Source organism: Streptomyces sp. NBC_00986 (assembly GCF_045162565.1).
Classification (GTDB): domain Bacteria; phylum Actinomycetota; class Actinomycetes; order Streptomycetales; family Streptomycetaceae; genus Streptomyces.
Genome location: NZ_CP108733.1, coordinates 9,481,859 through 9,503,991 on the forward strand (window position 1 = coordinate 9,481,859; position 22,133 = coordinate 9,503,991).

19 protein-coding genes and 2 pseudogenes are annotated in these 22,133 nt (G+C 71.6%); 14 read left to right on the forward strand and 7 right to left on the reverse strand.

Annotated features, from left to right (window positions below; all coding sequences use genetic code 11):
* Window positions 1-162 precede the first annotated feature (162 nt).
* Both metK and OG504_RS42650 read left to right on the forward strand, forming a co-directional pair.
* On the forward strand, window positions 163-1,371 hold the full coding sequence (gene metK / locus OG504_RS42645; RefSeq protein WP_405838104.1) for a methionine adenosyltransferase: 1,209 nt from the start codon (window positions 163-165) through the stop codon (window positions 1,369-1,371).
* A 155-nt stretch (window positions 1,372-1,526) separates the two neighbouring features.
* Window positions 1,527-3,674 carry a primosomal protein N' gene (locus tag OG504_RS42650; RefSeq protein ID WP_405994559.1) on the forward strand — a complete coding sequence of 716 codons (2,148 nt, stop codon included), beginning with the start codon at window positions 1,527-1,529 and terminating at the stop codon, window positions 3,672-3,674.
* A gap of 466 nt (window positions 3,675-4,140) precedes the next feature.
* Here OG504_RS42650 and OG504_RS42655 read toward each other — a convergent pair whose 3' ends face one another.
* Window positions 4,141-4,701 (reverse strand): hypothetical protein, encoded by a 561-nt coding sequence (locus OG504_RS42655; protein ID WP_366495475.1) that lies wholly within the window; start codon window positions 4,699-4,701, stop codon window positions 4,141-4,143.
* Window positions 4,702-4,988: 287 nt separating this feature from the next.
* Here OG504_RS42655 and fmt point away from each other — a divergent pair, with 287 nt between their 5' ends.
* Window positions 4,989-5,933 carry a methionyl-tRNA formyltransferase gene (fmt, locus tag OG504_RS42660; RefSeq protein WP_405994560.1) on the forward strand — a complete coding sequence of 315 codons (945 nt, stop codon included), beginning with the start codon at window positions 4,989-4,991 and terminating at the stop codon, window positions 5,931-5,933.
* A gap of 521 nt (window positions 5,934-6,454) precedes the next feature.
* Window positions 6,455-7,873, forward strand: a complete 1,419-nt coding sequence (locus OG504_RS42665) for an RsmB/NOP family class I SAM-dependent RNA methyltransferase (RefSeq protein WP_405994561.1) — start codon at window positions 6,455-6,457, stop codon at window positions 7,871-7,873.
* Between the two features lie 59 nt (window positions 7,874-7,932).
* Here OG504_RS42665 and OG504_RS42670 read toward each other — a convergent pair whose 3' ends face one another.
* The 3 genes and pseudogenes from OG504_RS42670 to OG504_RS42680 form a co-directional block, all read right to left on the reverse strand.
* On the reverse strand, window positions 7,933-8,499 hold the full coding sequence (locus OG504_RS42670) for a dihydrofolate reductase family protein (protein ID WP_405994562.1): 567 nt from the start codon (window positions 8,497-8,499) through the stop codon (window positions 7,933-7,935).
* A 254-nt stretch (window positions 8,500-8,753) separates the two neighbouring features.
* Window positions 8,754-9,926, reverse strand: a complete 1,173-nt coding sequence (locus tag OG504_RS42675; RefSeq protein WP_405994563.1) for an alpha-hydroxy-acid oxidizing protein — start codon at window positions 9,924-9,926, stop codon at window positions 8,754-8,756.
* A 74-nt stretch (window positions 9,927-10,000) separates the two neighbouring features.
* Window positions 10,001-10,574: pseudogene (locus OG504_RS42680) on the reverse strand (cytochrome P450); the annotation flags it as partial.
* A gap of 222 nt (window positions 10,575-10,796) precedes the next feature.
* Between OG504_RS42680 and rpe the strand changes: the two are divergent.
* The 5 genes from rpe (at window position 10,797) to OG504_RS42705 (ending at window position 13,999) form a co-directional block, all read left to right on the forward strand.
* Window positions 10,797-11,483 (forward strand): ribulose-phosphate 3-epimerase, encoded by a 687-nt coding sequence (gene rpe, locus OG504_RS42685; protein WP_405994564.1) that lies wholly within the window; start codon window positions 10,797-10,799, stop codon window positions 11,481-11,483.
* 78 nt (window positions 11,484-11,561) lie between these two features.
* Complete coding sequence (locus OG504_RS42690) at window positions 11,562-12,608, forward strand: sugar-binding transcriptional regulator (protein WP_019059715.1); 1,047 nt, start codon at window positions 11,562-11,564, stop codon at window positions 12,606-12,608.
* A gap of 61 nt (window positions 12,609-12,669) precedes the next feature.
* Window positions 12,670-13,038, forward strand: a complete 369-nt coding sequence (locus tag OG504_RS42695; RefSeq protein ID WP_405994565.1) for a ribonuclease domain-containing protein — start codon at window positions 12,670-12,672, stop codon at window positions 13,036-13,038.
* Window positions 13,035-13,352: a barstar family protein gene (locus tag OG504_RS42700; RefSeq protein WP_405994566.1), complete on the forward strand. Its 318-nt coding sequence runs from the start codon at window positions 13,035-13,037 to the stop codon at window positions 13,350-13,352. The genes OG504_RS42695 and OG504_RS42700 overlap by 4 nt, the downstream gene beginning before the upstream one ends.
* 35 nt (window positions 13,353-13,387) lie before the next feature.
* On the forward strand, window positions 13,388-13,999 hold the full coding sequence (locus OG504_RS42705; RefSeq protein ID WP_405994567.1) for a hypothetical protein: 612 nt from the start codon (window positions 13,388-13,390) through the stop codon (window positions 13,997-13,999).
* A 37-nt stretch (window positions 14,000-14,036) separates the two neighbouring features.
* Here the strand turns inward: OG504_RS42705 and OG504_RS42710 are convergent, their stop codons facing one another.
* Window positions 14,037-15,665: an LPXTG cell wall anchor domain-containing protein gene (locus tag OG504_RS42710; protein ID WP_405994568.1), complete on the reverse strand. Its 1,629-nt coding sequence runs from the start codon at window positions 15,663-15,665 to the stop codon at window positions 14,037-14,039.
* A gap of 205 nt (window positions 15,666-15,870) precedes the next feature.
* Here OG504_RS42710 and OG504_RS42715 point away from each other — a divergent pair, with 205 nt between their 5' ends.
* The 5 genes and pseudogenes from OG504_RS42715 to OG504_RS42735 all read left to right on the forward strand — a co-directional run bounded on the left by OG504_RS42715 (window position 15,871) and on the right by OG504_RS42735 (window position 20,753).
* On the forward strand, window positions 15,871-17,313 hold the full coding sequence (locus OG504_RS42715) for a GuaB1 family IMP dehydrogenase-related protein (RefSeq protein WP_405996573.1): 1,443 nt from the start codon (window positions 15,871-15,873) through the stop codon (window positions 17,311-17,313).
* A 314-nt stretch (window positions 17,314-17,627) separates the two neighbouring features.
* A pseudogene (locus tag OG504_RS42720) lies at window positions 17,628-18,142 on the forward strand (GNAT family N-acetyltransferase).
* Window positions 18,143-18,157: 15 nt separating this feature from the next.
* The gene (locus OG504_RS42725) at window positions 18,158-18,553 is read left to right on the forward strand and encodes a hypothetical protein (protein WP_405994569.1); all 396 of its coding nucleotides are present in this window, start codon (window positions 18,158-18,160) and stop codon (window positions 18,551-18,553) included.
* A gap of 261 nt (window positions 18,554-18,814) precedes the next feature.
* Window positions 18,815-20,290 carry an amino acid permease gene (locus OG504_RS42730; protein ID WP_405994570.1) on the forward strand — a complete coding sequence of 492 codons (1,476 nt, stop codon included), beginning with the start codon at window positions 18,815-18,817 and terminating at the stop codon, window positions 20,288-20,290.
* Window positions 20,291-20,300: 10 nt separating this feature from the next.
* Complete coding sequence (locus tag OG504_RS42735) at window positions 20,301-20,753, forward strand: Lrp/AsnC family transcriptional regulator (RefSeq protein WP_019059706.1); 453 nt, start codon at window positions 20,301-20,303, stop codon at window positions 20,751-20,753.
* Between the two features lie 10 nt (window positions 20,754-20,763).
* On the opposite strand, the gene OG504_RS42740 is transcribed toward OG504_RS42735, so the two are convergent.
* Window positions 20,764-21,207: a hypothetical protein gene (locus tag OG504_RS42740; protein ID WP_405994571.1), complete on the reverse strand. Its 444-nt coding sequence runs from the start codon at window positions 21,205-21,207 to the stop codon at window positions 20,764-20,766.
* Window positions 21,208-21,273: 66 nt separating this feature from the next.
* Window positions 21,274-22,014 carry a GntR family transcriptional regulator gene (locus OG504_RS42745; RefSeq protein ID WP_405994572.1) on the reverse strand — a complete coding sequence of 247 codons (741 nt, stop codon included), beginning with the start codon at window positions 22,012-22,014 and terminating at the stop codon, window positions 21,274-21,276.
* Between the last annotated feature and the right edge of the window lie 119 nt (window positions 22,015-22,133).

The window sequence follows — 22,133 nt, forward strand, 5'->3', positions numbered from 1 at the left end:
CGGCAAAATGCGCGTGCCGCAGGTCACAGCGTTTCCCGAGAGGCGAGACAGGTGGACCGTCTGTCGACCGCGACCGATAAACTGTTCTCGGACGATGTCGGGCGCAGCTCCCGTCCGTCCGCCAATGATCAGCCAGCAGCCGCTGCAACCTCAGGGAGCGTTGTGTCCCGTCGCCTTTTCACCTCGGAGTCCGTGACCGAAGGTCACCCCGACAAGATCGCTGACCAGATCAGCGACACCATTCTCGACGCGCTCCTGGCGGAGGACCCGACCTCCCGGGTCGCCGTCGAGACGCTGATCACGACCGGCCTGGTGCACGTGGCCGGCGAGGTCACCACCAAGACCTACGCGCCCATCGCGCAGCTCGTCCGCGACAAGATCCTCGAGATCGGCTACGACTCCTCCAAGAAGGGCTTCGACGGCGCCTCCTGCGGCGTGTCGGTGTCCATCGGCGCGCAGTCCCCGGACATCGCGCAGGGTGTCGACACGGCGTACGAAAACCGTGTCGAGGGCGATGAGGACGAGCTCGACAAGCAGGGCGCGGGCGACCAGGGCCTGATGTTCGGCTACGCGACGGACGAGACGCCGACGCTGATGCCGCTCCCGATCTTCCTGGCGCACCGCCTGTCGAAGCGCCTCTCGGAGGTCCGCAAGAACGGGACGATCCCGTACCTGCGCCCCGACGGCAAGACCCAGGTCACCATCGAGTACGACGGCGACAAGGCCGTCCGCCTCGACACGGTGGTCGTCTCCTCGCAGCACGCCAGTGACATCGACCTGGAGTCGCTGCTCGCCCCCGACATCCGCGAGTTCGTGGTCGAGGCCGAGCTGAAGGCGCTCGTCGAAGAGGGCATCAAGCTCGACACCGACGGCTACCGCCTGCTCGTGAACCCCACCGGCCGCTTCGAGATCGGCGGCCCGATGGGCGACGCCGGTCTGACCGGCCGCAAGATCATCATCGACACGTACGGCGGCATGGCCCGCCACGGCGGTGGCGCGTTCTCCGGCAAGGACCCGTCCAAGGTGGACCGTTCGGCGGCGTACGCGATGCGCTGGGTCGCCAAGAACGTCGTCGCCGCGGGTCTCGCCTCGCGCTGCGAGGTGCAGGTCGCGTACGCGATCGGCAAGGCCGAGCCGGTGGGCCTGTTCGTCGAGACGTTCGGCACGGAGAAGGTCGACACGGACCGGATCGAGAAGGCGATCGACGAGGTCTTCGACCTGCGTCCGGCCGCCATCATCCGCGACCTGGACCTGCTGCGCCCGATCTACGCCCAGACCGCGGCGTACGGTCACTTCGGCCGCGAGATCCCCGACTTCACGTGGGAGCGCACCGACCGCGTGGACGCGCTGCGGAAGGCCGCGGGGCTGTAGTTCCGCTCTGTCGTCAGGTTCTGCGAGGCCCGGTTTCCCTTGGGGGGGAGCCGGGCCTCGGTGTGTTCACGGCAGGGCCGGCGCGGGATGTGATGGGCGGACATGAGCACGGCGGGCGGCGGGCGTTGTCAGTCGGGTTTGGTAAGAATGCAAGGGTGAGCAGCGCTGATGGGGAACGGGACGGTGGGGCGGAGGGTGCGCCGCCTGAGCAGCTTGCGCTGATTCGGGAGAGTGTGCGGCAGGCGAAGGGGCCGAAGGCCAAGCCGCGGACGTGGCGGGGGGCCGCGTTGGCCGGGGAGTTGCCCGTTGCGCGGGTGCTCGTGGACAAGGGGGTGCTGCATCTTGATCGGTACTTCGACTATGCGGTGCCTGAGGAGCTCGACGCCGATGCGCAGCCCGGGGTGCGGGTGCGGGTCAGGTTCGGGGCCGGGCGGCATCGGGTGCGGGACGGGCGGCGTGAGGGCGGGGGGCTGATCGACGGGTTTCTTGTCGAGCGGCTGGCCGAGTCCGACTACTCCGGGCCGCTTGCCGCGTTGGCGCAGGTCGTGTCGCCCGAGCCTGTGCTGAGTGAAGAGTTGTTGGGGCTTGCTCGGGCTGTTGCCGATCGGTATGCCGGGAGTCTTGCCGATGTGCTGCAGCTGGCTGTGCCGCCGCGTAGTGCTCGGGCCGAGCAGAAGCCTTCGCCTGCGCCCTTGCCGCCGCCTGAGGTGCCCGAGGTGGGGTCCTGGGGGCGGTACGAGCGGGGGGCCGGGTTTCTGGAGGCGCTCGCGTCGGGGGGTGCGCCTCGGGCTGTGTGGAACGCGTTGCCCGGGCCCGAATGGAGCGAGGAGATCGCGCGGGCCGTCGCCGCGACGCTTGCCTCGGGGCGGGGAGCGCTCGTCGTCGTACCGGACGGGCGGGCCGCCGGGCGGGTCGATGCCGCGTTGACCGCGCTCCTGGGGGAGGGGCGGCATGCGGTGCTCACCGCGGATGCCGGGCCCGAGAAGCGGTATCGGCAGTGGCTGGCCGTGCGGCGCGGGGCCGTGCGTGCGGTGGTCGGGACTCGGGCCGCTATGTTCGCGCCCGTGCAGGACCTGGGGCTTGTCGCGATCTGGGACGACGGGGACGGGAGCCACAGCGAGCCGCACGCGCCGCAGCCGCATGCGCGGGACGTGTTGCTGCTGCGGGCCGCGTTGGACAAGTGCGGGTTTTTGCTGGGGAGTTGGAGTTGCACCGTGGAGGCGGCGCAGCTGGTGGAGAGCGGGTGGGCTCGGCCGTTGGTCGCGTCGCGGGACCAGGTGCGGGTGGCCGCGCCGCTCGTACGGACCGTGGGAGACGGGGACTTGGCGCGGGACGAGGCGGCTCGGGCCGCGCGGTTGCCCACGTTGGCCTGGCAGGCGGTGAGAGAAGGGCTGAAGCACGGGCCCGTGCTGGTGCAGGTGCCTCGGCGGGGGTATGTGCCGCGGATGGCGTGTGCGCAGTGTCGGGCCGCTGCGCGGTGTCGGCACTGTGCCGGGCCGTTGGAGGGGCAGGACGCGGGCGTGCTGCGCTGTGGGTGGTGCGGGGTCGAGGAGAACTCCTGGCACTGTCCCGAGTGCGGGGGGTTCCGGTTGCGGGCGCAGATCGTGGGGGCGCGGCGGACCGCGGAGGAGTTGGGGCGGGCGTTTCCCGCGGTGCCGGTGCGGACGTCGGGGCGGGAGCAGGTGCTGGACACCGTGCCGGGGACGCCTGCGTTGGTCGTGAGTACGCCGGGGGCCGAGCCGGTTGCCGACGGGGGGTATGCGGCGGCGTTGTTGCTGGACGGGTGGGCGATGCTCGGGCGGCCCGATCTGCGGGCCGGGGAGGATGCGTTGCGGCGGTGGATCGCGGCGAGTTCGCTGGTGCGGCCGCAGGGGAGTGGGGGGACCGTTGTCGTGGTCGCGGAACCTACCTTGCGGCCTGTGCAGGCGTTGGTGCGGTGGGATCCCGTGGGGCATGCGGTGCGGGAGCTTGCGGAGCGGGGGGAGTTGGGGTTTCCGCCGGTTTCTCGGATGGCTGCGGTGGCGGGGGTTGCGGGAGCCGTCGCGGAGTTTCTTGCTGCTGCTGAACTGCCTTCTGATGCTGAGGTGTTGGGGCCTGTGCCGGTGCCGGCTGCTTTGGCCGGGGGGGCTCGGCGGGTGGGGGGGCCGCTGGTGGGGGAGGAGTGGGTGCGGGCGTTGATTCGGGTGCGGCCGGGGAGTGGGGGGGCGTTGGCCGGGGCGTTGAAGGCTGCGCAGGCTGCTCGGATGGCTCGGGGTGGGGGGGATGTGGTGCGGGTGCGTGTTGATCCGCCGGATATCGGGTGAGCCCCTCGGCCTTCGGCCTCGGGGGTGTCTCCCACCCGCGCACCGCGCGTTTACCGCTCCTTGAGAGGTGGACGTTTCCTGTGGGGTTTCTCGCCGTCGGCGGCCGGCGGACGGCGGCTGTCGAGAGGCGGACCCTTGCCGTGGGGATTCTCTCCGTCGGCGGTCGGCCGTTCGTCGTCTGTTGAGGGGTGGGACTTCGGTGTCGGGGGGTCTCGCCGCTGGCGGCTGTTGGGTGTGCGTGCGCCCGTGTTCCCGGCGCTTATGGCTGGCTGAGAGATGGACTTTTGCCGTGGGGTCTCGCCGTTGGCGGCCAGCCGCCCGCGGGTGCGGCGTGCCGGTGGGTGCAGAAGAAGATGCGGTACCACTCGCAGTCGGCCGTGCGCGGGTGCCGCCTACGGGCGAACGGGGTTTGGCATGCCGCTGCCTCCCGGGTTTTGGCCGGGAGGCAGGTGAGGTTCGGGTGGGGTCAGCCGTTGCGGGGGCCCGGGAAGGCCGTGGGCCTGGCCTCGTCGCGGAGGGTGGGGCTGCCTGCGGTGGGCTGGGTCGGCATGGAGCGGGCCGCCGGGACCGTGGGGAGGGCAGGCATCGTGGGCATCGTGGGGAGGCCCGTGTTCACGCCCACCGGCCGGGTCGTCGCCGCCTCCGTCGTGCGCTCGGCGTCGGCCGCGGCCTGGGTCGCGGCGCGGCGGGCGCCGTAGCGGCGGTGGACGGCCTGCTTGGTGACACCCAGGGCGGAGCCCACCGCGTCCCACGAGAAACCGAGTGAGCGGTCGAAGTCCACGGCGGCCGTGACCAGGGTCTCGACACTGTCCCGCAGCTCCTGCGCGAGACGGACCGTCGGGGCGGGAGCGCGTCCGTAGACGACGAAGCCCGTGGACGGGCCGGAGCGGCGCGGGCGGTAGACGTTGCCCAGCTGGGCGGTGAGCGTGCGCAGTGCGTCCACCTGCCGGCGGACCCGCTCGATGTCCCGCACCAGCAAGTGCAGGCTGGCCCGAGCCTGGGCGTCGTGGGTTGCGTGGTCGGCCATGAACAAGCCTCTCGAACCGGCGTTGAAAAGGATCGGGCCACGCGAATGCGGCCCAAGGAGGTCAACTCTTTCTTGACCAACGCCTGTGCGCTCCGCTGGTCACGCGAAGGGGGCGTAGGGGCATATGCGTACGCCCCCGCTGAACCGGTGTGCGCTGCGGGCGCCTGCTAGTTGTCGATGAGTTGTCAGCGAGTTGACGGGTGTGAGCCGCCGGGCGCGTGTCCCGGGACGCGCCATAGACTGGTGCGCTGCCCGCCCACCTCCGCCCGAGAGGCCCGAACCCTCCCATGAAGCTCGTCTTCGCCGGTACCCCCGAGGTCGCCGTTCCCGCTCTGGACGCCCTGATCGCCTCCGGGCGGCACGAGGTGGCCGCCGTCGTCACGCGGCCCGACGCGCCGGCCGGGCGTGGGCGCAGGCTGGTGGCGAGTCCCGTCGCCGAGCGGGCCGAGGAGGCGGGCATCGAGGTGCTGAAGCCCGTCAAGCCGCGCGACCCGGAGTTCCTGGAGCGGCTGCGGGAGATCGCCCCCGACTGCTGTCCCGTCGTCGCCTACGGCGCCCTGCTGCCCCGCGTCGCCCTCGACATCCCCGCCCACGGCTGGGTCAACCTGCACTTCTCGCTGCTCCCCGCCTGGCGCGGCGCCGCCCCCGTGCAGCACTCCATCATGTCCGGCGACGAGATCACCGGCGCCTCCACCTTCCTCATCGAGGAGGGCCTCGACTCCGGGCCCGTCTACGGCACCGTCACCGAGGAGATCCGCCCCACCGACACCAGCGGCGACCTGCTCACCCGGCTCGCGTTCGCCGGCTCGGGGCTGCTCGCGGCGACCATGGACGGTATCGAGGACGGCACCCTGAAGGCCGTACCGCAGCCGAACGAGGGCATCACCCTCGCCCCGAAGATCAACGTCGAGGACGCGCAGGTGGATTGGGCCGCTCCCGCGCTGCGGGTGGACCGGGTGGTGCGTGGGTGCACGCCCGCGCCCGGCGCCTGGACCGTCTTCCGCGGTGAGCGGCTCAAGCTCATCCAGGCGGTGCCCGTGCCGGAGCGGACCGACCTCGCGCCCGGAGCGCTGGCCGTCGGCAAGAACAACGTCTACGTGGGCACCGGGTCGTACGCCGTCGAGCTGCTGTGGGTGCAGGCGCAGGGCAAGAAGCCGATGCGGGCGGCGGACTGGGCGCGCGGGGCGCGGATCGGCGCGGGGGAGACCGTCGGGGCGCTCGGGACCTCCTAGACCCCGGGTGCCCTGGGCACTCCGGGACTCTGGGCACCCGGGGGCCTTCGGCGCCCCAGCAGCCCGGGACCTCCGGCGCCCTGGGACCCCCGCACCTCGGGCACCCCCGCACCTCGGGCACCCCAACACCTCGGGCACCCCGGGACCCGCAGTATCCCTGCGACCTCCAGACCCCCGGCACCTTGGCATCCCAGCACCTCGGGCATCCCAGCACCTCGGGCCCCCGGGGACCCGGGGACCCGCAGTATCCCTGTGACCTCCAGACCCCCGGCACCTCGGCATCCTGGGCACCTCGGCACCTCGGCACCTCGGCACCTCGGCACCTCGGCCCCCCGGCACCTCGGCCCCCCGGCCCCCCGGCCCCCCGGCCCCCCGGGACCCGCAGCATCCCCGGGACCTCCAGGACCTCCAAGATCCCGAGACCCCCGGCATCCCCGTGCGCTTGACGTCCCGCGCACAGGCCCCGCGGGGCGACGTACGCTGGGTGCACATCTCGGCCAGAAATCCGGAGCACCTTTTTCGTGAGCGAGCAGTCCCCGCGACCCCGTAAGCCCGGCAAGCCCTACCGCCGGCCGCAGAAGGACCCCGTCCGTTTCCTCGCCTTCGAGGCGCTGAGGGCCGTGGACGAGCGGGACGCGTACGCCAACCTCGTCCTGCCGCCGCTGCTGCGGAAGGCGCGCGAGAAGGGCGACTTCGACGCCCGGGACGCCGCGCTCGCGACCGAGCTGGTGTACGGGACGCTGCGCAAGCAGGGGACCTACGACGCGATCATCGCCTCGTGCGTCGACCGGCCGCTGCGCGAGGTCGACCCGCCGGTGCTGGATGTGCTCAGTCTCGGCGTGCATCAGCTGCTCGGGACGCGGATCCCGACGCACGCCGCCGTGTCGGCCTCCGTCGAACTCGCCCGGGTCGTCCTCGGCGACGGCCGGGCCAAGTTCGTCAACGCCGTCCTGCGCAAGGTCGCCAACGACGACCTCGACACCTGGATCGAGCGGGTCGCGCCGCCCTACGACGACGACCCCGAGGACAACCTCGCCATCGTGCACTCGCACCCGCGCTGGATCGTCTCCGCGCTGTGGGACTCGCTCGGCGGCGGACGTGCCGGCATCGAGGACCTGCTGGAGGCCGACAACGAACGGCCCGAGGTGACCCTGGTCGCCCGCCCCGGCCGCTCCACCACCGAGGAACTGCTCCGCGAGGAGGCCGCGGTGCCGGGGCGCTGGTCGCCGTATGCCGTGCGGCTCAGCGAGGGCGGGGAGCCCGGGGCCGTGGAAGCGGTGAAGGAAGGGCGCGCGGGGGTGCAGGACGAGGGCAGTCAGCTGGTCGCCCTCGCGCTGGCCAACGCGCCCCTCGACGGGCCGGACGAGAAGTGGCTCGACGGGTGCGCCGGACCCGGTGGCAAGGCCGCGCTGCTCGCCGCCGTGGCCGCCGAGCGCGGGGCGATGCTCCTCGCCTCCGAGAAGGCGCCGCACCGGGCAGGGCTGGTGGCGAAGTCCCTCGCCGGGAACCCCGGGCCCTACCAGGTCATCACCGCCGACGGGACCCGGCCGCCGTGGCGGCCCGGCAGCTTCGACCGCGTCCTGATGGATGTGCCGTGTACGGGGCTCGGTGCGCTGCGCCGCCGTCCGGAGGCCCGCTGGCGGCGCCGCCCGGAGGACCTCGAAGGGTTCGCGCCCCTGCAACGCGACCTGCTGGGCACCGCGCTCGAATCCGTGCGCGTCGGCGGTGTCGTCGGTTACGCGACCTGCTCACCGCACCTCGCCGAGACCCGGGCCGTCGTCGACGACATCCTCAAGCAGTACCCGCACACCGAACTGATCGACGCCCGCCCGCTCCTGCCGGACGTCCCGGCACTCGGCGCGGGTCCCGACGTACAGCTGTGGCCGCATCTGCACGGCACCGACGCGATGTATCTGGCGCTGATCCGCCGGACCGGGTGACCTGTCGGCCGCATGCAGGGTCTCGCGGCCGATGCCGAAGTCCCATGGGCCGCTGCTGCTCAGCGCCTCGTCTCGTACCTGGTCAGGATCACGCCGCCGGGAAGCGTCCGCGTCTCCACCAGGTTCAGGTTCACCCAGCTGTCCAGCGCGGTGAAGAACGGTGTGCCGCCGCCCACCAGGACCGGATGGGTGGCGATCGTGTACTCGTCGATCAGCCCGGCGCGCATGGCCGCCCCGGCGAGCGTCGCGCCGCCGATGTTCATCGGGCCGCCGTCATCGGCCTTGAGCCGGGTGATCTCGGCGATCGCGTCGCCGGTGACCAGGCGGGTGTTCCAGTCGACCTTGTCGATCGTCGAGGAGAACACCACCTTCGGCGTGTCCCGCCAGTTCCGCGCGAACTCGATCTCCGCCGGGGTGGCGCCCGGCTGCTGGTCGCCGGTCGGCCAGAAGGAGCTCATCGTCTCCCACAGCTTGCGCCCGTACAGCGACAGGCCACTCGCCTGCTCGTGGTCGAGCCACCACTGGAACAGCTCGTCGCCCGGCGGTCCGCCCCAGCCGATGTCGTCGCCGGCCGCGGCGATGTAGCCGTCCAGGGTCAGGTTCATGCCGTAGATCAGTTTCCGCATGGCGCCGGCCTTCCGTGAGTCGGTCTCGCGTGTACGGACCGGCGCGGCGCGGGAAACTCATCGGTGCGCGATCCGGGCTCGCCGTCGGCCCTCGTGCTCGGGGCTCAGCGTGGTGTACTCGGCCGACTCGGACGAGCCGCCCGATCTCGCCCCCGCCCTCGCCGACCGCCCGGCAAGCCGTTCTCGTGGAGCGGCTGTACGGGCATCGCGAACGGCCTTCGGTACCGCGTTCCCCGGCCCGCTCGGGCGCGTCGTCACAGCACGCGCTGAAGCGCCTCCCGCGTGAGGTCGGCGAGGGTCGGGTAGCCGTCGACCGCCATGATCAGGTCGGCCTCCGCGAGGAGGGAGCGGAGGACGTGGACGATGCCGTCCGTGCCGCCGAGGGCGAGGCCGTAGGCGTACGGGCGGCCGATGCCTACGGCGGTGGCGCCCAGGGCGATGGCCTTGACGATGTCGGCGCCGCTGCGGATGCCGGAGTCGAACAGGACCGGGAGGCCGTCCGCCGCCTCGACCACGGCGGGCAGCGCGTCCAGGGCGGGGAGGCCGCCGTTGGCCTGGCGGCCGCCGTGGTTGGAGCAGTAGATGCCGTCCACGCCTCCGTCCTTCGCGCGCCGTACGTCCTCGGGGTGGCAGATGCCCTTGACGATCAGGGGGAGGTCGGTGAGGGACCGTAGCCAGGGGAGGTCGTCCCAGGTGAGGGGGTTGCCGAAGAGCTGGGTCCAGAGGAGGACCGCGGACTGGGGGTCCTCCTCCGGGGTGCGGGGGAGACGGGCGCGGAAGACCGGGTCGCCGGTGTAGTTGGCGAGGCAATGGCCGCGCAGCTGGGGGAAGTTGGCGGTGGACAGGTCGCGGGGGCGCCAGCCGGTGACCCAGGTGTCCAGGGTGACGACGATGCCCTTGTAGCCCGCTTGTTCGGCGCGGTGGACGAGGCTCGCGGCGAGGTCCCTGTCGGTGGGCGTGTAGAGCTGGAAGAGGCCCGGGGTCTCTCCGAACTCTCCGGCGACCTCCTCCAGCGGGTCGACCGTCAGCGTCGAGGCGACCATCGGAACTCCGGTGCGTGCGGCGGCCCTCGCGGTTGCCAGGTCGCCGTGGCCGTCCTGGGCGCACAGGCCGATGACGCCGATCGGTGCCATGAAGACGGGGGAGGGCAGGCGCATCCCGAACAGGTCCACGGACAGGTCGCGTTCGGCCGCGCCGACGAACATGCGGGGGACCAGGCCCCAGTGGTCGAAGGCGGTGACGTTGGCCCGCTGGGTGCGTTCGTCTCCGGCGCCGCCCGCGACGTACGACCACACGGAGGGCGGCAGCGCGGAGCTCGCCCGGTCCTCCAGCTCCGCGAAGGCCATCGGGTAGGACGGCACGATGCCGCCGAGCCCGTTCAGGTAGATCTCGTTCTGGTAGGAGCCGAACGGCTGTCCCGTGCCCACGCCATCTCCCTCTGCGCTGAGGTGCCCTGCCCGCTGCTGAAAGCCGGTGAAGTGCAGGATTCTCGCACCCTGGGTCAGGTGGAGGGATTCGCGGGGGTGAGCCGGACGGGCAGTTCGCGCCAGCCCTGGGCGATGAACGAGGGGACCTGTTCCAGGTCGTCGTCCTCCACCGCGAGGGAGATGCCCGGGAAGCGTGCGAAGAGTGCGGGCAGCGCGGTGAGCGCCTCCGTGCCGGCCAGCGGGCGCCGACGCAGCGGTGCACGCCGATGCCCAGGGCGAGATGCCGTCCGCGTTCCTGGCCACGTCGAACAGGTGGGCGTCGGGGTCGAAGCGTTCCGGGTCGTGGCCCGCGGCGGCGATGGTCGTGAGGATGGCCTCCCCGGTGCGGATCGTCGTACCGTCGGCCGTCGTGATGTCGGACACCGCGTAGCGCAACGGCACGTTGGCGATCGACGGGGCCCAGCGCAGCGTTTCCTGGCTCACCTGGTCCCAGGTCGACTGCCCGGCGAGCACCCGCTTGAGCTGGTCGGGGTGGCGGAGCAGGGCGTGGACGGCGTTGCCGATCAGGTTGACGGTCGTCTCGAAGCCCGCGCCGATCACGAGGAGCAGCGTGTGGATCAGCTCCTCTTCCTCGGAGAGCCGGTCGCCCGGGGCCCGGCCTGGACACGGGGTCACGCCTCAGTCCACTCACCGGAACGGCAACTGTTTCCACCCCGTCCAGAACAGCGCCGGGTAAGGGGCGCGGGGCAGTGTCGATTTGCGGCTCCGCCGCGGGGCGCGACCAGCCACACACGACCGGCACCCGAAATCCGAGCGCATCCACAACGGACCGATGCGGCCAACCCCCGGAGGGCATGGCAGGCTTGGGGCATGCCCGTGCAGATCAACCCCAGCATCCTGTCCGCCGACTTCGCCCGCCTCGCCGATGAAGCGAACGCAGTGACCGGCGCCGACTGGCTCCACGTGGACGTCATGGACAACCACTTCGTCCCGAACCTCACCCTCGGCGTGCCGGTCGTAGAGTCGCTGGCCCGGGCGACGGACACCCCGCTGGACTGCCATCTGATGATCGAGGACGCCGATCGCTGGGCGCCGCAGTACGTCGAGGCGGGTGCCTCCTCCGTCACCTTCCACGTCGAGGCGGCGGGTGCGCCGGTGCGGCTGGCCCGTGAGATTCGGGCCAAGGGAGCGCGCGCGTCCATGGCGCTGAAGCCGGCGACGCCCATCGAGCCGTACGAGGATCTGCTCCCCGAACTCGACATGCTGCTGATCATGACCGTGGAGCCGGGCTTCGGTGGCCAGTCGTTCCTCGACATCATGCTGCCGAAGATCCGCCGCACCCGGGAGCTGATCAAGAAGCACGGACTGGAGCTGTGGCTGCAGGTCGACGGGGGAGTTTCGGCCGCGACGATCGAGCGCTGCGCGGACGCCGGCGCGGATGTGTTCGTCGCCGGTTCGGCGGTGTACGGGGCATCCGACCCGGCCGCGGCGGTACGTGCATTGCGCACACAGGCGGAGGGGGCCACCGGCAAGGCATCCTGGGCGTGCGACCACTGAGCGGCAGGTATGTGAACGGCGGCCATCAAGGCTGATCAAGTGCGCCGGATCTGCGAGGATGAACGGCGAATCCAGAGTGTGAACAGCAGTGAGGAGATCGCCGTGTCGGGTATGTCGGCGGGCCGGTCAGCCATGCGGATGGGACCCGCTGAGCTGGTGCAGGCGGCGGCCATGGCCCGCCGCTTCTACCTCGAGGGCAAGTCCAAGATCCAGATCGCGGAGGAGTTCGGCGTCAGCCGCTTCAAGGTGGCCCGGGTCCTGGAGACCGCTCTCGAACGGGATCTCGTACGGATCGAGATCCGAGTACCGGCCGAACTGGACGCGGAGCGCTCGGACGCGCTGCGTGCCCGGTACGGCCTGAGGCACGCCGTCGTGGTCGAGTCCCCGGCCGAGGTCAGCGAGGAGTCGCCCGATCCCGAGAACCTCGGGGAGGTCGCGGCCGACCTGCTCGGCGAGCTGGTCAACGAGGGCGATGTGCTCGGCCTGGCCTGGGGCCGGTCCACCATCCACATGGCGGCGGCCCTCGACCGGCTGCCGCCCTGCACGGTGGTCCAGCTGACGGGCGTGTACGACGCCGGGACCGCCGAGCGCGGCTCGGTGGAGGCCGTACGGCGGGCCGCGCAGGTGTCGGGCGGCGACGCCCACCCCATCTACGCGCCGATGCTGCTGCCGGACGCGGCCACCGCAGAAGCGTTGCGCCACCAGACGGGGATCGCCCGGGCCTTCGAGTACTTCGACAAGGTCACGGTCGCCTGCGTCTCCATCGGCTCCTGGGAGCCGGGCATCTCGACGGTCTACGACATGCTCAGCGACGAGGAGCGGGCGCACTACTCGTCCTTCGGTGTCGCCGCCGAGACGTCCGCGCACCTCTTCGACGCCGAGGGCCGCCGGGTCGGCCGGGACCTGGGCGAGCGGTGCATCACCGTCAAGGCGGACCAGTTGCGCCGTATCCCCGAGGTCGTCGCGATCGCGGGCGGGCAGCGCAAGGCGGCGGCGATCGACGCGGTGCTGCGCTCCGGTCTGGTCACCAGCCTGGTGACGGACACCGCGGCGGCCGACTATCTGATGACGGCCGGGTCACCGCCGAAGTCGGCGCTCAGCCGGACGGACCCCGACGGGATCTGAACCGACACCGACGGGCCCTGACAACGGCTCGTACGGGGACGGCCGTGGCAGCATCGGGCGCATGCTGCTGCGGTTCGTCTCCCGGGTGCTTCTCGTCTTTCTGGCCGTACTGCTGCCGGTGGGCTGTTCTTCTACGGCCACCAGCGGTACCGGCACCGCAACGGTCCAACTCTCCCAACTCCCCGCCGAGGCACGGCAGACCGTCGCTCTCATCGACAAGGGCGGACCCTTCCCGTACGCCAAGGATGGGGTCGTCTTCGGGAACTACGAGAAGCTGCTGCCCCAGCAAAAGCGTGGTTACTACCACGAGTACACCGTCAGGACGCCGGGCTCGCGCGATCGCGGAGCCCGGCGCATTGTCACCGGGCGGGACAGCGAGATCTACTACACCGATGATCACTACAAGTCGTTCAGGACGGTGCTGAGATGACGGAGCTCGCGGTCACGCTGGACCTCGACGGGGTCACGGACAAGGCCGGCCTGATGGACCGCTGTGCCCGTGCGCTGTCCCTGCCCGGCTGGTTCGGCCGGAACTGGGACGCCCTCGCCGACAGCCTCGGCGACCACATCGTGTGGCCCGAGGGTGCGGTGGAGCAGGGGCTGCTGATCGTCGTACGGAACTGGCAGGGGTACGCCAAGGCGCGGCCCGACGAGTGGGAGATCGCCGTCGACGTCTTCGGTGACGCGGTCGACCGGACGCCCGCGCTCTCCGTGGTGCTCGCGCTGGGTGGAACCGGGCGCTAGGCCGATTGTCCGAGGCGGCTGGCAGAGTGTTCGGTATGGAGCAACAGGAGCAGCGCACGTCGGTTCGTCTCGTGGTCGTGGACCCGGATCTCGAAGCGCAGTGCGACCGCGTGGAAGAGCACTTGCTGGCGCCCCTGGCCGAGACCGTCGGGGGAGCGAGTGGGCACGCGCTGTTCGCGGACGGGCTCGCCGTCTTCCGGCGGGTGCGGGAGGCACTCGCCGACGCGGTGGCGCGCGGGCCCAAGGTGCTGTCGCCGAACGGCCGTTGGGAACACGAGGGTCTGCGCATCGTCGAACTGCCCACGGAGGACACGGACTTGCTGTACGCGCTGCTGCGCGAGCTCTCCGGACTCCTCGTGGCCCCGCCGGACCTGCCCGACCCCTCCGGCGTCGTGGCCACCGTCCGCACCACCGTCCTGACCCCCGAGAAGACCGCCGTCGGCCTGGTCGGCGCGCTGGCCCGGGTGCTCTCCCTGGTGGACCTCACGCCCGACGCCGACACGGCCACCCTCTTCGCGGCGATCGAGGCGGGCGGCGGCGAGGACGTGAGACTCAGCTACGGGCAGGACGAGGCGTGGCAGCGCCTCGCCCACCGGCTCACGATGCTGCTGACCGAGTCGGCTCCGTTGCATCGCTTCCTGTACTGATCCGGGTTCGCGTGTCCCGTACCGAACTGGGCCCGCGTCAGCGGGAGTTGCGCCTGCGGCGGGCGACGAGCAGGGCCGCCGAGCCCAGCACCACGGCCCCGCCCGCCGCGGTGGCGATGAGGGCCATGGGGCCCGTGCCCGTGTGCGGCAGCGTGCCGCCGGGCGCGGTCGTCGCGGTCGGTGTGGCCGACGCACCGCCCGACGCTCCCGGGGTGGCGGACGTGCCGGACGTGGGCGAGGACGCGGACGCGCTCGACGTCGGTGACGTGGCCGCCTTGTCGAAGGCGAACGTCACGCTGTCGTTGGCGGTGTTCCGGTCGTTGAGGGCGATACCCGCCGGACCGGGGCCTACGGTCGCCGTGCCCTTGGCGTCGGTGTAGTCCTTGGCCGGCTTCACCCACAGCACGAACAGCTGGCTCTTCCCGGCGGCGACACCGCGCGGCACGGGGCAGACGTAGTGCCGGTGGCCCGCCGCGAAGGGTGCCGTCTTCGTGGTGCTGACCCAGAGGAAGCACTCGCCGTAGGGCGTGTCCTCCCCCTCCTCGAAGGCGTTGCCGGTCGCGACCGTGCCCTTGGGCAGGACCACGTCGACCAGGGCGACGGCCTTGTTGCCGACGCCGTACGCGGAGGCCGGGCCGTGGTTCACGGCGTTGAGGGTCAGGGTCCACTCGCCGGCCGTACCGCGGGGTGTCACCGCGGCGGTGGCCGCGAGGTCCGCCGAGCTGTCGGTCGAGACACGGACCTGGCCCGTCGCGCCGCTCTCGAAGCCGTCCCCCGACCCGGACGCCGGCACCAGGGTGAGCGCGGGCCCGGTGCCCGGGTAGCTGCCGCCACCCGGGTCCACGCCGGGCTTCAGGAGCTCGGCCGAGTAGTCGGTCACGGCGGTCAGGACGTGCTTGCCGACCGTGGCGGTCAGCGGGCTGCTCAGCTCGACGGTGGCGCCCGCGGCCACGGGGGCGGTGAAGACGCAGGTGACGGACGCCTGGCTGCCGGGTTCGACGGGGTCGTCGCCGTCGCCGTAGGTGCAGTTGGAGAACTTCCGGTCGAAGACCAGCCCGCCCACTTCCTCCCAGCGCAGCATGATGCGCCGGTCGGTGGCCAGGTCGCCGGTGTTGCGCAGCCGCAGCGGAAGCTCGATCCGGGACCCGATCTTGGCGTGCGTCACGTCCGGAACCTTGCCGACGACCAGATTCGGGACGCCGACGACCACCTTCGCCTCCGCGGTCGCGCCGGTGCCGTGGTCGGCGGAGACGGTGTACTCGATCGTGCCGGTGGCGCCGACGGCGGCGCCCGTGTCCGCCCGCACGGTGAAGTCGACGTACGGCTGCTGGGCGGTGTCCTTGTTGACGCAGGTGAGGACCTGCCCGGCGGTCGTGCACCTCGGGTCGTCGACCGCGACGCTGGCGACGCCGGACAGGCCCCGGGCATCGATGACGAGCGTCTCGTTCGTCTGCAGGGGAACGTTCGCCCCGCCGTCGTAGAACGTCCAGCCCACGTGGACCGACTGCGCGGACGCCCCCACGTTGAGCTGCTTGTCCGCGTCGATCACGGCGTAGGACTGCGTCGGCAGGGGGGAGGGACTGGCGGCCAGGGCCGCGGATCCTGGTGCGAGGGCGAGCACCACGGCGGCGAGCGCCGCCCCGAGCACCGTGCGGTGGAAGGTCATGCACGTTCGATACGCGAGGTGTCCCGAAGGTTGCCCACATGTGAATCACAGGTTCGTTTAGATCTTCCTCCAGCGGAGCCGTCGACCTGCCTGGACGATGATCCGAGGCATGGCATTACGCCCGACATGGGACAATGAAGTACGTGCTCCTCCCCCTGGCTGACCTGTCCGGGGACCACCTCTGATCGACTGGGATGTGCAGCACGTGCGTTTCCTCAACGACATCCAGCCCCCGTACGACCTGACGTACGACGACGTCTTCATGGTGCCCCGCCGCAGCGCGGTCGGATCGCGTCAGGGTGTGGACCTCAGCTCCCCGGACGGCACGGGCACCACCATCCCGCTGGTCGTCGCCAACATGACCGCCATCGCCGGGCGCCGCATGGCCGAGACGCTGGCCCGGCGCGGTGGTCTCGTGGTCATCCCGCAGGACATTCCGATCGAGGTCGTCACCGAGGTCGTGTCCTGGGTGAAGAGCCGCCACCTCGTCCTGGACACCCCGATCCGGCTGGCCCCGCACCAGACCGTCGCCGACGCGCTGGCCCTGCTGCCCAAGCGCGCGCACAACGCCGGTGTCGTCGTGGACGGGGCCCAGCGCCCGGTCGGTGTCGTCACGGACGCCGACCTGACCGGGGTGGACCGCTTCACGCAGCTCGGCGAGGTCATGTCCCGTGACCTGCTGCTGCTCGACGCGGACATCGACCCGCGCGAGGCGTTCAACAAGCTGGACGCGGCCAACCGCCGCTACGCGCCCGCCGTGGACAAGGACGGCAAGCTCGCCGGCATCCTCACCCGCAAGGGCGCCCTGCGCGCCACGCTGTACTCGCCGGCCGTCGACGCGGACGGCAAGCTGCGCATCGCGGCCGCCGTCGGTATCAACGGCGACTTCGTGCGGAAGGCCAAGCAGTTGCTGGACGCGGGCGTGGACACCCTGGTCATCGACACGGCCCATGGCCACCAGGAGTCGATGATCAGCGCGATCAAGCAGGTGCGCGCCCTCGACCCGCACGTCCCCGTCGTGGCCGGCAACATCGTCGCCGCCGAGGGCGTCAAGGACCTCATCGACGCGGGCGCCGACATCATCAAGGTCGGCGTCGGACCCGGCGCGATGTGCACCACGCGCATGATGACCGGCGTCGGCCGGCCGCAGTTCTCGGCCGTCATGGAGTGCGCCGCCGAGGCGAAGAAGTACGGCAAGCACGTGTGGGCCGACGGCGGTGTCCGCCACCCGCGTGATGTCGCGATGGCGCTCGCGGCCGGTGCGTCGAACGTGATGATCGGCTCGTGGTTCGCGGGCACGTACGAGTCCCCGGGCGACCTCCAGCAGGACGCCAACGGCCGCCTCTACAAGGAGTCGTTCGGCATGGCGTCCGCCCGCGCGGTGCGCAACCGCACGTCGGACGAGTCGGCCTACGACCGCGCCCGCAAGGCGCTGTTCGAGGAGGGCATCTCCACCTCCCGCATGTTCCTCGACCCGGCCCGCCCGGGCGTCGAGGACCTGATCGACTCGATCATCGCGGGCGTCCGCTCCTCCTGCACGTACGCCGGCGCGGCCTCCCTGGAGGAGTTCGCCGAGCGCGCGATCGTCGGCATCCAGAGCGCGGCGGGCTACGCGGAGGGCAAGCCCCTGCACGCCAGCTGGAGCTGACGAACTCCCTTCTGCGCGGCCCGTGTTGTCCCGGCGCCGGGACGTTTCGGGGGCCGCGGGCGTGCTGCGGCGGGTACCGTTCCGGGCCAAGTCGCAGCACATGGGCTGGAGTTGACTGACTCCCTTTTTCCTACGGCCCTTGTTTCCGGGCGTCGGAATGTTCGGGGCTGTGGGTGTGCTGCGCGGTTGCTGTCCTGGGGCAGGCCGTTGCACGTGGGCTGGAGCTGACCAACTCGCCTTGCGGCGGCCCCTGTTGTCCCGGCGCCCGGGATATTCGGGGGCCGTCGGCATGTCCGGGGTCCTGCCGTCAGGGCATGCGGATTGCCGCCTGCAGGGCCGAGGACATCGTCGTACTGGATCACCTCATGCCGTCGTACAGCATCGACGGAAACCACCGGGCTCGGTTCGCACGGCAGGAGGCCGGAGAGAGCAGCTATCTGATCCCCTGGCTCGACGGCCGTCCTGTCGGGCACGCTGAGGTCCGTTGGACGGGGTGCGCGGCGCCTGAGGTGCGGCGGGCTGTCCGGAGATCAACGGCCTGTTCGTCTGGCCCGAGTCGCTCCGCTCGCAGGGCATCGGCGCGGCCCTGGTCCGCGAGGCCGAGCGGCTGGCTCGCGAGCGCGGCATCGACGCCATCGGGCTCGGGGTCCGCGACGGCAACCTGCGTGCGGCGGCGCTCTACGCGCGACTCGGCTACCGGCCCACGGTCACGTACGTCGACCGTCACGCGCACCTCGATGCCGAGGGTGTGCGGCACGAGCACGCCGACCCGTGTGTGTTCCTGGTCAAGGAACTGCCGTCAGGCCCCCTTGACGTCAAGCATCCTTGACGCAACGCTGCCCCCATGACCACACCCCAGAGCATCGAACCCGAGCACACCCTCCTCACCGTCGTCGCCCGCCTCGACCACCTCCGCACCCGCGAATCCCTCGCCGGCTTCGGCAGTGACGCCGAGGCGCTCGACAAGACCGAGACGCTGGAACTGCTCGCCCTGACCGAGGTCGTCGCCCGCAAGGCCGCCTACGGCCGGCAGCTCACCGTCCGCGCGGCCCGCGAGGGCGGTGCGTCCTGGACGCAGATCGGGGCCGCGCTCGGCATGAGCAAGCAGGCCGCGTGGGAGGCGCACACACGATGGATCGACGCCCAGGCGGAGGTGTTCGGGCAGCCCGGGCGGATCGGGTTCGACGAGGAGGACCTGGCCGCGGCGCGGGCCCTCGCGGGGGAGCCGGACGAGGGCTGAACCAGGTGTTGACGGAAGGTGAACCGGGCGCGGACGAGGCATGGCGCAACGCTCGACACCCACCGCGCAACGAATCCGCACCCGCACCCGATGAACGCAACGATCTTGCGGAGACGCGCAAGGTTGCCGCATTACGACCAGGACGCGCGGCCTCGTAGGGTCAAGCGCTGTACCCAGCGCGCGGCAGGACCTCCGCTCGGCGGCTCCCTCCGTGCCGCCCGTCCCTGCCGCCGTGACCGGCAGCGACAAGGAGCCACCCGCGTGCTCGACCAAGGCGCACCCCCGCACCACCGCAGCCAGACCGCCGAGCCGTCCCCGGGGCTCGGCGCGCGTCTGATGCGCCGCAAGCCCGTGGAACTCCTGGTCGCCGAGGGCGGTCAGGGCGAGGGAGGGTCACTTCGGCGCTCCCTCGGGCTCTGGCAGCTGACCATGATCAGCATCGGCGCCACCCTCGGCACCGGCATCTTCGTCGTCCTCGGCGAAGCCGTCCCCAAGGCCGGCCCCGCCGTCACCCTCTCCTTCGTGATCGCCGGCCTCACCGCCCTCTTCTCGGCCCTCTCGTACGCGGAACTCGCGGGCAGCATCCCGGTCGCCGGTTCCTCGTACTCGTACGCCTACGCCACGCTCGGCGAGCTGATCGCCTGGATCTGCGGCTGGTGTCTGGTCCTGGAGTACGGCGTCTCGGTCGCCGCCGTCGCCGTCGGCTGGGGCGAGTACCTCAACGAACTGCTCGACGGCACGATCGGCGTCACCATCCCGGACGCGCTGTCCGCCCCGCCCGGCGACGGCGGCATCTTCAACCTCCCGGCGCTGATCGTCGTACTCCTCGCGATGGCGTTCCTGCTCGGCGGCGCCAAGGAGTCCGCGCGCGCCAACACGGTCATGGTGTGCGTGAAGATCGCCGCGCTGGTGCTGTTCTGCGCGATCGGCATCCAGGGCTTCAAGTCCGGCAACTACGACCACTTCATGCCGCTGGGCATGGCCGGCGTCAGCGCGGCCGGAGCGACGCTCTTCTTCTCGTACATCGGCTTCGACGCCGCCTCCACGGCCGGCGAGGAGGCGAAGAACGCGCAGCGCGACCTGCCCCGCGCGATCATGCTGTCCCTCGTCATCGTCACCGCGCTGTACGTCCTCGTCGCGGCCGTCGCCGTCGGCGCGAAGCCCTGGCGTCGCTTCAACGACTCCGAGGCCGCCCTCGCCCAGATCATGCGCGACGTCACCGGCCAGTCCTTCTGGGGCACCCTTCTCGCCGCCTGCGCGGTCATCGCCATCGCGAGCGTCGTCCTGACCGTGCTCTACGGCCAGACCCGCATCCTCTTCGCGATGTCCCGGGACGGACTCGTGCCCAAGGTGTTCGGCAAGGTCCACCCGAAGACCGGGGCGCCGCGCGCCAACACCGTCATCGTCTCCCTGTTCTGCGGAGTCCTCGCGGCCGCCGTCCCGCTCGGGCAGCTCGCGGACGCGACCAGCATCGGCACGCTCTTCGCCTTCGCGCTGGTCAACATCGCCGTCGTGGTGCTGCGCCGGACCCGCCCCGACATGTCCCGCACCTTCCGCGTACCGCTGTCGCCGGTGCTGCCCGCCGTGGGCTTCGCGCTGTGCGTGTGGATGATGGGCAGCCTCTCGGCCGTCACCTGGGTGGTCTTCGGAATCTGGATGGCCGTCGGGCTCGTGTTCTACTTCGTATACGGCCAGCGCCGCTCCCGACTGGCACCCACCGCACCACCCGAGAAGTGATCGATCCACCGTGCTGAACGAACTCGACGAACGCATCGTGCACGCCCTCGCCGAGGACGCCCGCCGCTCCTTCGCGGACATCGGGCAGCTCGTCGGCCTGTCCGCGCCCGCCGTGAAACGGCGCGTGGACCGGCTGCGGGCCACCGGCGCCATCACCGGCTTCACCGTACGGGTGGACCCGTCGGCGCTCGGCTGGGAGACCGAGGGGTTCGTCGAGATCTACTGCCGGCACAACACCTCCCCGGACACCATCCGCCGCGGCCTGGAGCGCTACCAGGAGGTCGTGGCCGCGTCGACGGTCACAGGTGACGCGGACGCGGTCGTCCAGGTCTTCGCCGCCGACATGCGCCACTTCGAGCGGGTCCTGGAGCGCATCGCGGGGGAGCCGTTCGTGGAGCGGACCAAGTCCGTGCTGGTGCTGTCCCCGCTGCTCCGGCGTTTCTCGTCCGGCTCGCCGACCTGAGCCGCGGGGGCTACTCGGACTGGCGGCGGACCGCCGACAGCAGCCGGCGTACGGCGATCACGTGTCCGCCGCTGGAGATGACGAGCCGCCGGTAGAGGCCCCCGGCCGGGCCGGGGAAGACGGCCCGGGTCTCGGCCCGCAGCAGCGAGCGCCCCGGGCCGGTCCGCTCGACGTGGAAGACCAGGGCGTACGACGAGAAGCGGTGGCTGCCTTCGACGACCAGCTCGCGCCCCGGGACCGCCGAGGTCACATGGAAACCGGCGAACGCCGAACCCTCGGCGAGGGGCCGGGGCCCGGAGGACTCGCGGTCGGCGGCGCGGACCAGGCGTGCGTACAGGGTCGCCGGCGCGGAGGAGTGGCCCATCACCCGGCTCAGGGCGCGCCACACGGCGTCGGGCTCCGCCGCCACGACCGTGGTCTGTTCCCCGACCTGGGGCAACGCGGCGATCTCCATCAGGACCTCCATGACGTCGGACCCGTCCCCCTGGCTACGACTGTCCCACAGCGAGGCCGGAGGCTCTCACTCCGCCGTCTTCCGCGCCAGCGCGTTGTTCCCTATGGAGTTGTGCACGCTGAAGCTCACCGCGTCCGAGCGGTAGCGATCGTCAGACCACTCAACGGGCCGCCCCTCGCGGGTGGTTGTCACCCGGCGAACCCGAAGGAGCGGGCTGGTGCGGCGGATGCCCAGCAGCTCCGCGTCCTGTGCCCCCGCCGCGACCGCGTCGATGACGTGCTCGCCGTAGGCGAAGACCAACCCCGTGTCGTCGTACAGGCGTTGGGTCACCGACGGGCACTCCGGCTCGATCGCCTCGACGGCGGGGGAGATCCAGTCGGCGTACACCGTCCGCTCCAGGAGGACCGGCTCGCCGTCCAGGCCGCGGACCCGCAGGACGTGCAACACGGGCGTGCCGGCGGCGAGTTGGAGGCGTACGGCGTCCTCGGCGGTGGCCGGACGGTACTCCTGCGCGACCACGTGTCCGGTCGCCTCGCGTTCCATCGCGCGGGCCCACTCGGCGAAGCTGCGCAGTTCCGCGAAGCTCTGGCTGCGACGGCTGGCCAGGACGACCCGGCGGGCGCCCTGGCGGGAGCCGATCAGCCCCTCGGCGGTGAGGGTCGCGACGGCCTGACGCACCGTGCCGCGCGAGACGCCGTACTGCGCGGCGAGGTCCGTCTCCGCGGGCAGCAGGCTGCCGACTGTGTACTCCTCGCGGTCGATGGCCCTGCGCAGCTCGTCGGCGATCTCCTCGTGTCGCGCCGTCATGCTTCCCCTCCGAGTTGGCCACTGTGCACAGCGTGAGCAGCGTAGTCGAGTTCCCTCGGTGATCCGTGTCAGCCAGGAGTGTGCAGTGAATAAGGGGTCACGGTTTCGCCAATGTTTAC

Bases quoted from the DNA above. Each gene is read 5' to 3' on its own strand.
- OG504_RS42745 (WP_405994572.1), bottom strand. From the start codon at position 22,014: ATGACGGCGCGACACGAGGAGATCGCCGACGAGCTGCGCAGGGCCATC.
- OG504_RS42670 (WP_405994562.1), bottom strand. From the start codon at position 8,499: ATGCGGAAACTGATCTACGGCATGAACCTGACCCTGGACGGCTACATC.
- fmt (WP_405994560.1), top strand. From the start codon at position 4,989: ATGAAGCTCGTCTTCGCCGGTACCCCCGAGGTCGCCGTTCCCGCTCTG.
- OG504_RS42740 (WP_405994571.1), bottom strand. From the start codon at position 21,207: ATGGAGATCGCCGCGTTGCCCCAGGTCGGGGAACAGACCACGGTCGTG.
- OG504_RS42700 (WP_405994566.1), top strand. From the start codon at position 13,035: ATGACGGAGCTCGCGGTCACGCTGGACCTCGACGGGGTCACGGACAAG.
- OG504_RS42705 (WP_405994567.1), top strand. From the start codon at position 13,388: ATGGAGCAACAGGAGCAGCGCACGTCGGTTCGTCTCGTGGTCGTGGAC.
- OG504_RS42710 (WP_405994568.1), bottom strand. From the start codon at position 15,665: ATGACCTTCCACCGCACGGTGCTCGGGGCGGCGCTCGCCGCCGTGGTG.
- rpe (WP_405994564.1), top strand. From the start codon at position 10,797: ATGCCCGTGCAGATCAACCCCAGCATCCTGTCCGCCGACTTCGCCCGC.
- OG504_RS42695 (WP_405994565.1), top strand. From the start codon at position 12,670: ATGCTGCTGCGGTTCGTCTCCCGGGTGCTTCTCGTCTTTCTGGCCGTA.
- OG504_RS42725 (WP_405994569.1), top strand. From the start codon at position 18,158: ATGACCACACCCCAGAGCATCGAACCCGAGCACACCCTCCTCACCGTC.
- OG504_RS42655 (WP_366495475.1), bottom strand. From the start codon at position 4,701: ATGGCCGACCACGCAACCCACGACGCCCAGGCTCGGGCCAGCCTGCAC.